Raw genomic sequence first — 14106 nt, forward strand, 5'->3', positions numbered from 1 at the left:
TGGCCCGGGAAACAGGGTGAAACCCGGAATGGGCTGTTGCGATTGTCGTCTGGGAGAGGTCCGGACAAGTAATTCTGCGTCCGCATATTCCATTGCTTTCAAAAATGCTGCACGGTCGCGACGGGTTTGGAAGGGGGTGTTTCTGTCAATTCGCTGGCTTCATGTCTCCGATGTTCACGAATGCTCGCGCGAGGGGTTCCATCGCGAGGCCATGTACGATTCGATCGTGCAAAATGTCCGCGATCGACCGGAAAAACCGGACCTGATATTCTTCACCGGCGACCTGGCCTTCTCGGGCTCCAAAGCTGAATATGACATGTTGCAAGAGCGCTTTCTGGACCCTCTTCGCGCGGCCTCGGGTCCCGACTGCCCCGTTTTGACGGTCCCGGGAAATCACGATGTCGATCGCAAGCGCGCCGTGAATCCTCGATCCTGGATGACCGATGCCGCCGAGCAGCAGACGTTCCAGCAAGTCGGCGCCGAGGGACGCCAAAAACGGATCGACGCGATCCTTCCACGGTTCGAAAACTATCGCGCTATGGAGCGTTCCCTGGGGGCTTGGGGCGAAGATTGGCTGGCCTCCGAAAGCGGCACGGGGTGCTCCATCCGGGACCTTGACGGCCGTCGCCTTGCGATAATAGGCACGAATACGGCGTGGCTGTGCCATGATGACGAGGATTGGGGCCGGCTTGGCGGCGGAATGACCATGTTGGAGGCGGCGCTCAAAAGGGCGGCGAGCGAAGCGGCGGATCTGACGATCGTTCTCGGCCATCATCCGCTCGCCGCGCTCACGGGTGAGCGGCCATGGTCAGACGGAGAGCGAATCGGAAAGCGGCTCGAGCAGGCAAACGCCATTTACCTGCACGGCCATCTCCACCGCTCGGGAATCCAACGAGCAGGGGATGCGACGGGATCTCTTCTCGCGATTCAGGCGCCTTCGGGTTTTCAGGCTGGCGACAGCTCGGTCTGGCGCAACGGCATCATGTGGGGCGAAGTCGATTTTGATCAGGGTCGCCTGGTCATCGAACCCCTGCGGTGGAACCGAGACAACAGGGAGTATGTATTCGACAGCGACGCGGCCTCCAGCGGATACCGCGTCGAAGGGCGAGATGCCTATGCTTATCCTCTGCCTGGCCGAAAATCCGCTTCCCCTCCCGAATCGTCGTCGCGACCGGTCGTGCCCCTTCCCGAGGGGTGGAAGGTCATCGACGCGGCACAGCTCGCCGAGATTACCGCCGCGCGCCCCAGCGCCGAAGAAATGGCCGACTGGTTCGATGGCAGTTTCCCGCGATGGGAGGTGGCTGCGGCCGAGGGCGTTCGCCCCCGGCAGATTGTGGACGAACTGGTGCGCGTATTCGAGGCAGCCCACCACGCGGCGCCGCAGCCCGTGTTGCGATTGCTGACCGGTGCGGGAGGCGACGGTAAATCAGCGGCGCTGCTGCAAACTGTTGCCGGACTTTTGCGGGGCGCCCAGTCTTGGCATTGCCTTTGGCGACAAAGCGCTGCCGCCGATCTGCCCAAAGACTGGATGGCACTGCTTCCCCGCAACGAGGGTCAAGCGTGGATCGTTGCGATCGATGACGCGGAGAATGTGGGCGCAGGCCTGGCCGACGTTTTGCGCGGGCTGGGAGCGCGTACCGACGTACACTTGATCTTGGCCGCACGCGAAGCCGATTGGATGCTTCGGGGTCTGCAGGATAGTATGTGGCAGAATATCGCCAATTATCGGCGCATATTGCTCGCCGGCATCGATGAAGAAGATGCGCGGCGCATAACCGATGGGTGGGAAGCTTGGGGCCCCGCCGCTATGGGCAGGCTTCAGGGCCAGTCGTCCGAAAACGCGGCCAAGATCTTGCTGGAAGGCGCGCAGACACTCTCGACGCGGAAGGAAGAGGGCACGCTACTTGGCGCGCTATTGATGGTTCGCGAGGGCGAGGAGCTTCGAGAGCGCGTGGGTCGTCTCATGCTGCCCTGGCGAACGCAGTCCGGAATTGGCGGCCATTCTCTGCTGGACATATATACGGCGATTGCGGCCATGCATGCCGAAAACCAGCTTTATTTGTCCCGTACTATATTGGCCCATGCCTTGAAGTGCGAGGAGGCCGCGCTCGATTCGGGCCCTCTTCGCATCCTCCGGCGAGAAGCAATGGTCGACGGCGGGGCCGCTTATATATTGACCCGTCACCGGCGGATTGCTGAAGTCGCGCGCGATTTGCTTGTGGAGAGCGGTCAGGATGTGGATCGATGGTATCCCGCTTTGGTTCAGGCCGCTATTCTTTCTTTCTTGAAGGATCGGCGCTCGGGACATGCCGACATCAATAGTTGGCAATGGCAACTTGCACGGCATTTCCTGGACGCCGGCCAATCGCGCTGGCCAGTCGCCCGGGCGGTTGCGAAGGCCATATCCGACTGCGAACCAGACAACGTCATTCTGCTGACCAACTATTCGGGCGTACTTCGCAAGACTGAAAGGCCCGGGGAGGCGCTTGCGCTAATGCACCGACATGGTGCGCGCTTCAAACGGGACCGTGCTTTCCTCTACGAATGGAGTGTCGCGGCCGGGATGGTGGGAGACCATGGACTCGACGCCTGGCTTGCTGCCCGGTCTCTTGCAGACGATCGCTCGAACCCCCACGATGCGAAGACCTGTAAGTTTGGGCTCGCCGGACTCGGCGCCGCTTTCCGGGAACTGGCCGCGGATACCGATCAGCAAGAATTCATCAAGGCGCATGCCGCCTGCGGTCGCCTGGGTCTCTGTCTGAAGGATCTCGACCCAAAGGCGCTGGGCTATTTTGAGGAATATTCAAAAGCTTGGCCCTTGGGCGACAATCAGCCGGCCTCTATTGAAAACGATATCGAGGTTGTAAAAAAAGCAGTCGTGTCCGCCTATTACGAGACGGACCCGCAGAATGATCGTGGCGTGGAGGACATGATCGGTGAACCCGATGCATATAAGTATCAGACGCTCACCGCTATCCTCTCGGGAACGAGCAAACCTCACAGCGATGTTCGTGACTGAGAGCATTTCTCGCGGCAGGATATACGTCGAATCCGCGGCGATCTCGCTCAAGAAAAAGGCCGGTCGCTTCGCAGCGCCGGCCCTTTCCCTATCGCTTTACCGTTCGCTTCAGAACAGCTTCGTCACCGTAGCACTCCGCCGCTCCGGCTCCGCCTCGCCCATGTACAGGCTGGCCATCGGTTCGTCGCTGACGACGTGGGTCTCGTCGGCGCCGAAGCCGTTGAACTTTGTGCGCATCGCGCAGCCATAGGCGCCGAGCATGCCGATCTCGATGAAATCGCCGGCCTTGATATCGGCCGGCAGGAAGAAGGGACCGGCCATATGGTCGAGGTCGTCGCAGGTCGGGCCGTAGAAGCTGAACGCGGTGGTCTCGGCGTCGCTCTCGGGCTCGCGCAGCAGCGTGACGGGGAAACGCCAGCCGACGTGCGCGGCGTCGAACAGCGCCCCGTAAGCACCGTCGTTGATGTAGAGCTCGTCGCCGCGGCGCTTTTCGACGCGGACGATCAGCGAACTATACTCGGCGGCGAGCGCGCGGCCGGGTTCGCACCACAGTTCGGCCGAATAGCTGATCGGCAGGCTCTCGAACGTCCGGTGGATCGTCTCGAAATAGGCGCCGAGCGGCGGGGGTTCCATGCCCGGATAGGACGAGGGGAAGCCGCCGCCGACGTCGATGATGTCGACCGTGACCGACGCCGCGACGATCGCCGCGCGGACGCGCTCCATCGCCTGCGCATAGGCGTGCGGGGTCATCGCCTGGCTGCCGACGTGGAAGCAGATGCCGAGCGCGTCGCTGGCCTGGCGGGTCGCCATCAAGAGTTCGGCAACATCCTCGGGCTCGGCGCCGAACTTGGCGGCGAGGCTGAGCTTCGAATAGTCCGACGAGACGCGCAGGCGCACGAGCAGGTTGAGATCCTCGGCGCCTTCGGTGGCGCGGACGATCTTTTCGAGCTCATCCATCGTGTCGAGCGAGAAGGTGCGCACGCCATGCTTCCAATAGGCTTCGGAAATCGCTTCCTCGGCCTTCACCGGATGCATGAAACAGAGCGTCGCCTTCGGCAGGGTGCGCGCGACGAGGCGCACCTCGGCGATAGAGGCGACGTCGTAGTGCGTGACACCCGAATCCCACAGCACGCGCAGCAGGTCGGGCGAGGGATTCGCCTTGACCGCATACATGGTCGTGCCGGGAAATCGCTCGATGAAGAAACGCGCTGCGCGCGCCGCGGCGTGCGGGCGGACAAGCGTGACAGGTTCGACCGGCGAAAGTGCCTGAATCAGCCCGTGGGCGCTATGATGCTGGTGCAACTCAAGGGACCCCCAAAAATAACGTTAAACATCCAAGGCTGCCTTGCGGTTATTGGAAGTCCCCCTGGGGCAGCGGAGAGCGCATATATGGAGGGGGGTCCCCCCTGTAAAGACCCTTTGGCGCAATTTTGTAACGCGACGGTAACAGTCGCGCCGAAACGGGCCTGGCGCGCGGTAACCGGGGGACAAGCGAGACAAACCGGGCGACTCGCGCTATCGATGCGGCGCTCTTCCCGCCGAAAGGACCGTGCCGCATGATCCCGCCTGCCGACGTGAACCACACTTTTCCCGACGCCGAACTGGAAGAGCTGATCGCGTTCGGCACGGTCGAATCGCACCGCGCGGGCGACCTGATCCTCGCCGAGGGGACGATGGCGCCCGACTGCATCGTCACCCTGTCGGGGCATACCGACATCTTCGTCCAGACCGACGAGGGCAGCCGGCGCGTCGGGTGGATGGAGCGCGGGCAGTTCGCGGGCGATCTGTCGGTGCTCACCGGCCAGCGGCATTTGTCGCGCGTCGTCATGGGCGTCGACGGCGACATCCTGCGCATCCCGCACGCCGATTTCCAGCGGATGATCGCGGGGAACAGCCATTTCTCCGACGTCTTCGTGCGGGTGTTCGCGGCGCGGCGCGAGTTCGGCAATGTGCGCGGCTTTGCGGCGATCATCATCCTCGGCGCGGGGCTCGACCGCAGCGTCTATGCGCTGCGCGACCTCTTGATGAAGCATGGTGTCGGGCACCGCTGGTTCGACCCCGCCGATGGCCCGGTCGCGGGGCATCTGATGGCTGAGCGCGGGCTGACCGACGAGCAATTGCCCGCGGTGATCCTGGGCGCCACCGACATATTGGTACAGCCGACGCCCGAGGAACTGGCGCAGGCGATGGGGCTCGACCTGCTCCCCGACGGCGCGACTGCCGATGTGCTCGTCGTTGGCAGCGGCCCCGGCGGGCTCGCCGCGGCGGTCTATGCCGCGTCGGAGGGGCTGACGGTGATCGCGCTCGATTCGCTCGCGCCTGGCGGGCAGGCGGGGACCTCGTCGAAGATCGAAAATTACCTCGGTTTCCCGACCGGCATTTCGGGTAACGAGCTGGCGCGGCGCGCGACGGTGCAGGCGCAGAAATTCGGCGCGCGGCTGGTCGCACCGGTGCGCGCGGCAGAGATCGGACGCGACGGCGACGCGTACTGCCTGCACCTCGCCGACGGGCGCAAGCTGCGCAGCCGCGCGGTCGTCGTCGCGAGCGGCGCGCAGTACCAGCGGCTGCCGATCGAGGGGATCGAGGCCTATGAAGGGCGCGGCATCTATTATGGCGCGACCCCGATGGAGGCGCAACTGTGCGGCAATGCCGAGGTGACGATCGTCGGCGCGGGCAATTCGGCGGGGCAGGGCGCCATCTACCTCGCGAGCGTCGCGAAGAAGGTTTACGTCATCTTCCGCCGCGAAAGCCTGCGCGAGACGATGTCCGAATATCTGGTCAAGCGGCTGGAAGAACATCCGAATATCGAGATCATCGGGTCGACCGACGTCGTCGCGCTGCACGGCGAGGACCGGCTCGCGGGGCTGACCTATCGCTGCCGCGACACGGGCGAGGAGGGGCATTGCGACTGCGGCTTCCTGTTCCTCTTCCTCGGCGCGACGCCGAACACCCGCTGGCTGCCCAAGGAAATGGTGTGCGACGAGCGCGGTTTCGTGAAGACCGGCACCGACATCGCGCCGATGGAGCTGGTCAAGGCGGGCTGGTCGCTGGACCGCATGCCGAGCCGTTACGAGACGAGCTGGCCGCGCATCTATGCGATCGGCGACGTCCGCAAGGGATCGGTGAAGCGCGTCGCCTCGTCGGTGGGCGAGGGATCGGTGGTGGTGAGCGACATCCACGCGGCGCTGGCGGAGGTGGGCGCACCACCAACTTAACCGTCATCCCGGCGAATGTGGGTTAACTGAGCCGCGTCTTGAAATCCTCGTAACCGAATTCGCGAACCAGCTTCAATGCGTCGCTCTCGCTGTCCCACAGCCAGATCGAGGGCAGCGGCACGCCGTTGAAGCTGTTGGTCTTGACCATCGAATAATGCGCCTGGTCGAGGAAGGCGAAGCGCTGGCCGATGTTCGCGCGCCCGGGCAGGCGATAGTCGCCGATCACGTCGCCCGCGAGGCACGAGGGGCCGCCTAGGCGGGTGACCGCGCCGTCGTTCTGCTCACCGAGCATCGCGGGGCGATAGGGCGCCTCGATCACGTCGGGCATGTGGCAGGTCGCGCTGACGTCGGTGATGCCGATGGGCATGCCATTGTCGAACAGGTCGAGCACCTCGCCGACGAGGATGCCCGCGTCGAGCGCGACGGCTTCGCCGGGCTCGATCATCACCTCGCAACCGGTCGTTTCGCGGACGTTCTTGAGGAAGGCGATCAGATCATCGACCTGATAATCGGCGCGGGTGACATGATGGCCGCCGCCGAAATTGAGCCATTTGAGCTGGCCCACATAGGGCGCGAGCAAGGGTTCGACCGCGGCCCAGGTGCGCGCGAGCGGCGGGAAATCCTGTTCGCACAGCACATGCATGTGGATGCCGTCGACGCCCTCCATATGCTCTGCACGAAGCTGGCTCACCGGGAAGCCGAGGCGGCTGCACGGCGCGGCGGGATCATATTTGGGAACCTCGCCCTCGCTGTGCTGCGGGTTGATGCGCAGCCCGATGTCGAAGCTCTCGCCCGCGGCGCGCAGTTCGTCGAGCAGGGAACGGAAGCGCGCGATCTGGCCGGGCGAGTTGAAGATCAGATGGTCGGAAAGCTTCGCGATCTCGGGCAGGTCCTCGGCCTTGTAGCCCGCGCAGTAAGTGGCGACCTCGCCGCCATATTCCTCGCGCCCGAGTTTCGCTTCATAGAGCCCCGAGGCGCAGACGCCGTCGAGATAATCGGTGACGGTCGAACCCAGCGACCACATCGAAAAGGCCTTGAGCGCTGCCAGCACCCGCGCCCCCGACGCATCGCCGATATGGCGCAGGACGCCGAGGTTCGCGCGCACTTTCGCCGCATCGACGACGAAAGCGGGCGAGGGGACGCGGGTGAGGTCGAAATGGGCAAAGGCCCCGGGATCGCCGGCTCTGGTTTCCATGCGCGCGCATGTAGGGGGTTTGGGGCGGGGAAGAAAGGGGGTGATCCTCCCCCGTTGGGGGGAGGATCGGCTATGCCGCAATCGGCCGATGTCGGCGATGATCGCGCGCGCGGGGGCGTAGGCGTCCTCGGTCTGCGCGGCGGCGGGGGGAAACGAAAGCGGCGAGCAGCGCGGCGGTCAGGAGGGCGATTCTCATGGCCGGTCCTTAACGCGCCTGCCTCTTGATGTCGTCATCCCGGCGAAGGCCGGGATCTCACCCTGTCGGATTACCCCACCGGCGAGATCCCGGCCTGCGCCGGGATGACGAATGTGGCATCGGAGACGCTCAGAAATCCAGCGGGGCGCCCAGTTCCTTCACCTGCCAAGGCAGGCCGTGCCGGTTCAGCATGTCCATGAAGGGGTCGGGATCGAACTGCTCCATGTTGAACACGCCGGTGCCGCTCCACGCACCCGTCACCATCATCGCCGCGCCGATCATCGCGGGCACGCCGGTGGTGTAGCTCACCGCCTGGTTGCCGGTCTCGGCATAGGCGTCCTCATGGTCGCAGATGTTATAGAGGTAGAGCGTCTTTTCCTTGCCGTCCTTGCCGAGGCCGGTCGCGATGACGCCGATGTTGGTCTTGCCCTTGGTGGTTTCGCCCAGGCTCGACGGTTCGGGCAGCACGGCTTTCAGGAACTGCAGCGGGACGATCTCGCGGCCTTCGTAGATCACCGGATCGATCCGCGTCATGCCGACGTTCTGCAGCACGGTGAGGTGGGTGATATAGGCCTCGCCGAAGGTCATCCAGAAACGGATGCGCCGGATTTCGGGCAGGTGGGTCTTCAGGCTTTCGATCTCCTCATGATACATGAGGTACATCGTCTTCTCGCCCACCGCCTCGAAGTCGAATTTCTGCTTCACCGACATCGGCGGGGTTTCGACCCAGTCGCCATTTTCCCAGTGGCGCGCGACCGCGGTGACTTCGCGGATGTTGATCTCGGGGTTGAAGTTGGTCGCGAAATGCTGGCCATGGTCGCCGCCGTTGCAGTCGAGGATGTCGAGCGTGTCGATGCGCTCGAAATGATGCTTCTTGAGCCAGGTCGTGAAGACGCTCGTCACCCCGGGGTCGAAGCCCGAACCGAGCAGCGCCATCAGCCCCGCATCCTTGAAACGGTCCTGATAGGCCCATTGCCAGTGATATTCGAACTTCGCCTCGTCGCGCGGTTCGTAGTTCGCGGTGTCCATATAATGCGCGCCGGTCGACAGGCATGCCTCCATGATCGTGAGGTCCTGATAGGGCAAAGCGAGGTTCACGACATGCGTCGCGCCGATCGAGCGGATCAGCGCCGCGGTCGCGTCGATATGGTCGGCGTCGACCTCGGCGGTCTTGATCGTGACCCCGGTGCGGGTCTTGACCGATTCGGCGATCGCGTCGCATTTGAACTTGCGGCGGCTCGCCAGCGTGATGTCGGGGAAGATATCTGCGTTCATCGCCATCTTGTGCACCGCGACCGAACCGACGCCGCCCGCGCCGATCACCAGAATCTTGCTCATCGTGAAAATCTCCTGTCCGCGAACCTATGCGGCTTGCTCTCTATGCCGCGCCCTATAGGACGAAGCCATGACACAGCAAAGCCCCGAACCCGGTCACTCTACCCTGCGCGATCCGGCGCGCGCACCGACCCTCGTCGGGGTCGAACGCGCGGCGGCGAAAGTCGCTGCATTGCTGCCGCCGACGCCGCTGCTGCCGCTCGAAATCGACGGCGTTACGGTCCGGTGCAAGGCCGAGTGCCTGCAGCCCGTCGGCGCGTTCAAGATTCGCGGCGCGTGGCACCGGCTCACTGACCTGACCCCCGAACAGGCGGCCGCGGGCGTCGTCGGCGTGTCGAGCGGCAACCATGCGCAGGGCGTCGCCTGGGCGGCGAAACGGCTTGGGATCAGGGCGACGATCGTGATGCCGAGCAACGCGCCGGCGATGAAGCTCGCCGCGACGCGCAAGCTGGGGGCCGAGGTCGTGCTCTACGACCGCGTCACCGAATCGCGCGATGCCGTGGCGGCGAAATTGCTCGAGGAGCGCGGCGGGACGCTGGTGCACGCCTATGGCGACCCGTGGATCATCGAGGGGCAGGGGACGGCCGGGATCGAGGCCGAGGCACAGCTGCGCGCGCGCGGGATCGATGGCTTCGACAAGGTCGTCGCCTGCTGCGGCGGCGGCGGGCTGTCGGCTGGGCTGGCGCTCGCGCTGCCGAATGCCGAGATCGTAGCGGTCGAGCCCGAGGGCTGGGACGATGTGACGCGCTCGCTGGAGGCCGGCGAGATATTGTCGGTCGAGGATCTCGCCTATCCGACCGAATGCGACGCGCTGCAGACGCCGCAGACCTGGCCGATCAACTTCGCGGTGCTGCAGGCGCGTGGGGTGCGCGGCGTGGTCGTGACGCGCGAGGAAGTGCGCCATGCGATGCGCATCGCGTTCGAGAAATTGCACCTCGTCGTCGAGCCCGGCGGCGCGGCGGCGCTGGCGGCGCTGCTCGCGGGCAAGGTCGTGCCCGGAAACGCGACTTTGGTCACCCTGTCGGGGGGCAATGTCGACCCGCAGAAATATGCGGAAATACTGGCCGGATACTAATCCGCCGTTATGCGTTGAGACCGCGAAGGAGAAAGTCGATGCAGAAGAGCATGATCCTGATGGGAGCTGCGGCGCTGGTGGTGCTGAGTGGCTGCGAAAAGGCCGAAGCGCCGGCGCCCGCGCCGACCGAGACCACCGAAGTCGTCGACGAGACGGTGCCGCCCGAGGGTGCCGAAGGCGAAACCGACCCCGCGACCGCGCCGCACCGATTCGCGAGCTGGGCGGGCAAATGGACCGGCGTCGAGGGCATGTTCGTGACGATCACCCCCGGCGAGCCGGGCCAGTATAAGCTGGAGATGCAGTCGGACCTCGACACCAAGGGGACGTACGACGGCACCGACAGCGAACATGGCATCAAGTTCCAGCGCGGCGCCGAGGAACTGAGCCTGCGCCGCGGGAGCGGCGACGAGACGGGGCTCAAATATCTCGCGGGCAAGAAGGAATGCCTGATCGTCAAGGACGGCGAGGGTTATTGTAAGGATTGAGGCTCTTAGCCCTCTCCCCTTCAGGGGAGAGGGTTGGGAGAGGGGGAAGCATCCAATCCCCTCTCAACTCCGGCTAGCCGGCAAACCGGCAAGCCTGCGTATCTCTCCCCTGAAGGGGAGAGAGTTGGTCGGTTTTTTCACCCCTGTCCCCATTTTGTCACCGAACCGTCGCCAGAATCGCAAGAAACGCTGCCATGCGCGGCCCGGATCCACCTTTCTCCGGGAGACCTGCCATGGCCAGCCAGCCCAATCGCAAGATCGCCGCCGCCGTCGTCCGCGAGGATGCCGAGCAGAAGCAACGCCTGCTCGACCGCGCCTTCGCGCTGGCCTTTCGCGGCCTCGTCTATGCGCAGATCTGGGAAGACCCGGTCGTCGACATGGAGGCGCTGGACATCCAGCCCGGCAACCGCATCGCGACGATCGCGAGCGGCGGCTGCAACGTCTTTTCCTACCTCACCGCCGACCCCGCCGAGATCGTCGCGGTCGACCTTAACACCGCGCATGTCGCGCTTGGGCATCTGAAGCGCGTCGCTGCGGCGCGGCTGTCCGATTATGCGAGCTTTCGCCGCTTCTTCGCCGACGCCGACAGCCGCGACAATGTCGAGGCGTACAAGACCCATGTCCGCCCGCACCTCGACGAGGTCAGCCGCCGCTATTGGGAAGGGCGCGACCTGATCGGGCGGCGGCGGATCAACGGCTTTGCGACGGGGCTCTACAAGCGCGGGCTGCTCGGCAATTTCATCGGGGTCGCGCATCTGCTCGCGCGGATGATGAAGATCGATCCGCGCATGCTGCTCGAAGCGCGCGACCTCGACGAGCAGCGGTATATTTTCGAGACGAAGTTCGCGCCCTTCTTCGACCGGAAATTCGTGCGCTGGGTCACCGACCAGCGCTCGTCGCTGTTCGGGCTGGGCATCCCGCCCGCGCAATATGACGCGCTGGCGGGCGGCAAGCCGATGGCCGATGTGCTGCGCGCGCGGCTCGAGAAATTGAGCTGCGACTTCGACCTCAAGGACAATTATTTCGCGTGGCAGGCCTTCGGGCGCGGCTATGGGCGCGGCGTCGAGGCGCCGTTGCCGCCCTATCTGCAGGCCGCGAACTACGACGCGGTCAAGGCGCGTGCCGAACGCGTAACGATGCTTCACGCCAATATGACCGACATGCTCGCGGCCGCCGAGGATGCGAGCTTCGACCGCTATATCTTCCTCGACGCGCAGGACTGGATGAGCGACGCGCAGCTGCTAGCTTTGTGGACCGAGGTGACGCGCACCGCGCGGCCGCGCGCGCGGGTGCTGTTCCGCACCGCCGCCGAACCGAGCCTGCTCCCCGGGCGGCTGCCCGAGGTCTTGCTCGATCGCTGGGACTATCGCGCGGAAGAATCGCTTGGGTATACACAGCGCGACCGCTCGGCGATCTACGGCGGGGTGCATCTCTATATATTGAAGCGCTGAGCGATGGCCGGGGGGGAGGGCCATGCCGCGCTGATGGACAATGTCTATCGCGGCCAGCGGCATGTCTATGATATAACGCGCAAATATTATCTGCTCGGGCGCGACCGGATGATCGACGAGTTGCAGCCGCCGGTGGGCGGCCATGTGCTCGAGGTCGGCTGCGGCACGGGGCGCAACCTGATCGCGGCGGCGCGCTGCTGGCCGGGCGCGCGCTTCTATGGCATCGATATTTCGGAGGAAATGCTGAAGAGCGCACGCACGGCGATCGCGCGCGCCGGGCTGACGCGGCGTATCACCGTGGCGCAGGGCGATGCGACGGGCTTCGACCCCGATGCGCTGTTTCGCGTCGCGGGGTTCGACCGGATATTCCAGAGCTATACGCTGTCGATGATCCCCGACTGGCAGGGCGCGATGCGCGAGGCGGCACAGCGGCTGGCGCGCAATGGTTCGCTGCATATCGTCGATTTCGGCCAGCAGGAAGGTTTGCCCGCCTGGTTCCGTGCGGGACTGTTCGGCTGGCTAGCACGTTTCCACGTCGCGCCGCGCGCGATGCTGGCCGAGGCGGCGCGCGAGATCGCGAGCGACGTCGGCGGGCGCATGACGCTGGTGCGCCTCTATCGCGGCTACGCCTGGTCGGTGCGGATCGACAAGGGCCCGCGCCGCTAAGCGGCTTGCCAAGCGGTGGCCGCGCTGAGCTCAGCGCGCCGGGCGCGTGGCGCTGAACGAAAAGGCGATGTCGACCCCGGCCGCAATCGCGTCGGTCGCCGCCCATTCGCCCTGGCCGACGCCGAAGGTGGTACGGTCGATCCGCGTGGTGCCCGCGACACGTGCGCGGTCGCCGTCGATGGTCAGGGTGAAGCGGAGCGTTGCGGGCCTTTTGACCCCGCGCAGGTCGAGCGTGCCGCGCGCCTCGTAGCGGTCGCCGCCGAGGTGGCGGATGTCGCGCGCGGTATAGACCGCTTTCGGGTGCGCACTGCTGTCGAAGAAATCGCTGCCCTTCAGCGAATCGTCGCGCTGCGCATCGCCGGTGTCGGCCGAGGCGAGGTCGACCGTCACCTCGATCCGCGATTTGGCGAGATCGTCGGGGCTGAATTTGATGTCGGCGTCCCAGCGACCGAAGCGGCCCGCGACCGCCTCGCCGTTCCAGCGCGCGGTAAAGCCGAGCCGGCCGCCCGATGCGACGCTCCAGTCGGCGAGCGGCTGCGCGGCTTCCTCGGGTGCCTCTGCGACTTCTTCCGGATTTTCCTCTTCGCTTTCGATCACGGGCGCTGCGGTGGGCGCAGCAGCGACCGGCGCCTCGATCTTTTCGGCCGCCATGCGCGGCTTGTCCGCATGCACGAGCTTGCCCGCGACTGCCGCCGCGAAGACCAGCGCCAGTGCGCCGATCGCGGCGCCCGCCGCCTTGCCCTTCGCGAAGGGGATCATCCGCTGGAGTTCGGGCTTGCCGAGCAGCCACTGATGGCGGAGCGCGCCGACGATGTGGAGCAGGAACAGCCCGAGCGCGAGCCATGCCATCGCGCCGTGGATCGACTCGGCGGGATCGTGCCAGCCGCGGCCGACGGGCAGGTGCGGCCAGGGGACGATTCCGAAGAGCAATGTCGGGACCTGGATCCGCGCGGTCGAGACGACCAGCCAGCCGGTGATCGGGCCAAGGATCAGCACGAGGTAGAAAAGCCAGTGGACTATGCCCGCGAGCGCGCGGGTCCACGCCGGTCCGTCGGATGCGGGCGGGCGCGGCGTGACGAAACGGGTCACCAGCCGCGCGACGCTGAGCAGCAGGATCGCGATGCCGATCGATTTGTGGAGCTGGAAGCGCGCGAACAATTCAGGACTGTTGTTGCCCTCGAGCGCCCAGCCAAGCGAAATCTGGAAGGCGAGGAGCAGCGCGAGCAGCCAGTGAAGCGTGATGGCGGTGCTGCTGTAGCGCTCTGCGGTCATATGATCTCTCGTGCTGGGGGGGGTGATTGCGCGACCGCTATCATGACCACCAGGTGAGCGCCGCAAAGAAAATCAGCAGCAGGGCGAAGCCGATAACGCAGCCGATGCGATTGCGCCGCTTGCGCAGGTCGGGGACTTCCGTCGCCGCCTCGGCGGCAAATCCCAGCGCCTCGAGCAGGTCGAACGGCACGCGGGCG

The 14106-nt window shown here is 65.2% G+C and carries 11 protein-coding genes; 6 read left to right on the top strand and 5 right to left on the bottom strand.

Annotated elements, in window-relative coordinates; translation table 11 throughout:
* The first annotated feature begins 28 nt into the window (after nt 1-28).
* Nucleotides 29-3019 (top strand): metallophosphoesterase family protein, encoded by a 2991-nt coding sequence (locus AC1RNQ_RS10920; RefSeq protein ID WP_493171366.1) that lies wholly within the window; start codon nt 29-31, stop codon nt 3017-3019.
* Nucleotides 3020-3127: 108 nt separating this feature from the next.
* On the opposite strand, the gene AC1RNQ_RS10925 is transcribed toward AC1RNQ_RS10920, so the two are convergent.
* Nucleotides 3128-4321 carry a type III PLP-dependent enzyme gene (locus AC1RNQ_RS10925; protein ID WP_493171162.1) on the bottom strand — a complete coding sequence of 398 codons (1194 nt, stop codon included), beginning with the start codon at nt 4319-4321 and terminating at the stop codon, nt 3128-3130.
* Between the two features lie 254 nt (nt 4322-4575).
* On the opposite strand from AC1RNQ_RS10925, the gene AC1RNQ_RS10930 reads away from it, so the two are divergent.
* A complete protein-coding gene (locus tag AC1RNQ_RS10930; RefSeq protein ID WP_493171163.1) occupies nt 4576-6234 on the top strand; it encodes an FAD-dependent oxidoreductase in 1659 nt (552 codons plus the stop codon).
* A 22-nt stretch (nt 6235-6256) separates the two neighbouring features.
* Here AC1RNQ_RS10930 and AC1RNQ_RS10935 read toward each other — a convergent pair whose 3' ends face one another.
* Nucleotides 6257-7429 (bottom strand): carboxynorspermidine decarboxylase, encoded by a 1173-nt coding sequence (locus tag AC1RNQ_RS10935; protein WP_493171164.1) that lies wholly within the window; start codon nt 7427-7429, stop codon nt 6257-6259.
* 325 nt (nt 7430-7754) lie between these two features.
* Complete coding sequence (locus AC1RNQ_RS10940) at nt 7755-8963, bottom strand: saccharopine dehydrogenase family protein (protein ID WP_493171165.1); 1209 nt, start codon at nt 8961-8963, stop codon at nt 7755-7757.
* A 67-nt stretch (nt 8964-9030) separates the two neighbouring features.
* On the opposite strand from AC1RNQ_RS10940, the gene AC1RNQ_RS10945 reads away from it, so the two are divergent.
* The 4 genes from AC1RNQ_RS10945 (at nt 9031) to AC1RNQ_RS10960 (ending at nt 12637) form a co-directional block, all read left to right on the top strand.
* Nucleotides 9031-10035 carry a threonine ammonia-lyase gene (locus AC1RNQ_RS10945; RefSeq protein ID WP_493171166.1) on the top strand — a complete coding sequence of 335 codons (1005 nt, stop codon included), beginning with the start codon at nt 9031-9033 and terminating at the stop codon, nt 10033-10035.
* A gap of 38 nt (nt 10036-10073) precedes the next feature.
* Nucleotides 10074-10520 (top strand): hypothetical protein, encoded by a 447-nt coding sequence (locus AC1RNQ_RS10950; protein ID WP_493171167.1) that lies wholly within the window; start codon nt 10074-10076, stop codon nt 10518-10520.
* Nucleotides 10521-10753: 233 nt separating this feature from the next.
* On the top strand, nt 10754-11971 hold the full coding sequence (locus tag AC1RNQ_RS10955) for a BtaA family protein (protein ID WP_493171168.1): 1218 nt from the start codon (nt 10754-10756) through the stop codon (nt 11969-11971).
* Nucleotides 11972-11974: 3 nt separating this feature from the next.
* Nucleotides 11975-12637, top strand: coding sequence for a class I SAM-dependent methyltransferase (locus tag AC1RNQ_RS10960; protein ID WP_493171169.1), 663 nt, complete (start codon nt 11975-11977; stop codon nt 12635-12637).
* Nucleotides 12638-12667: 30 nt separating this feature from the next.
* Here AC1RNQ_RS10960 and AC1RNQ_RS10965 read toward each other — a convergent pair whose 3' ends face one another.
* Nucleotides 12668-13909, bottom strand: a complete 1242-nt coding sequence (locus AC1RNQ_RS10965; RefSeq protein WP_493171170.1) for a YceI family protein — start codon at nt 13907-13909, stop codon at nt 12668-12670.
* Nucleotides 13910-13949: 40 nt separating this feature from the next.
* Nucleotides 13950-14099, bottom strand: a complete 150-nt coding sequence (locus AC1RNQ_RS10970) for a hypothetical protein (RefSeq protein WP_493171171.1) — start codon at nt 14097-14099, stop codon at nt 13950-13952.
* Between the last annotated feature and the right edge of the window lie 7 nt (nt 14100-14106).

Source organism: Sphingopyxis sp. GW821-FHT12F08 (assembly GCF_058806755.1).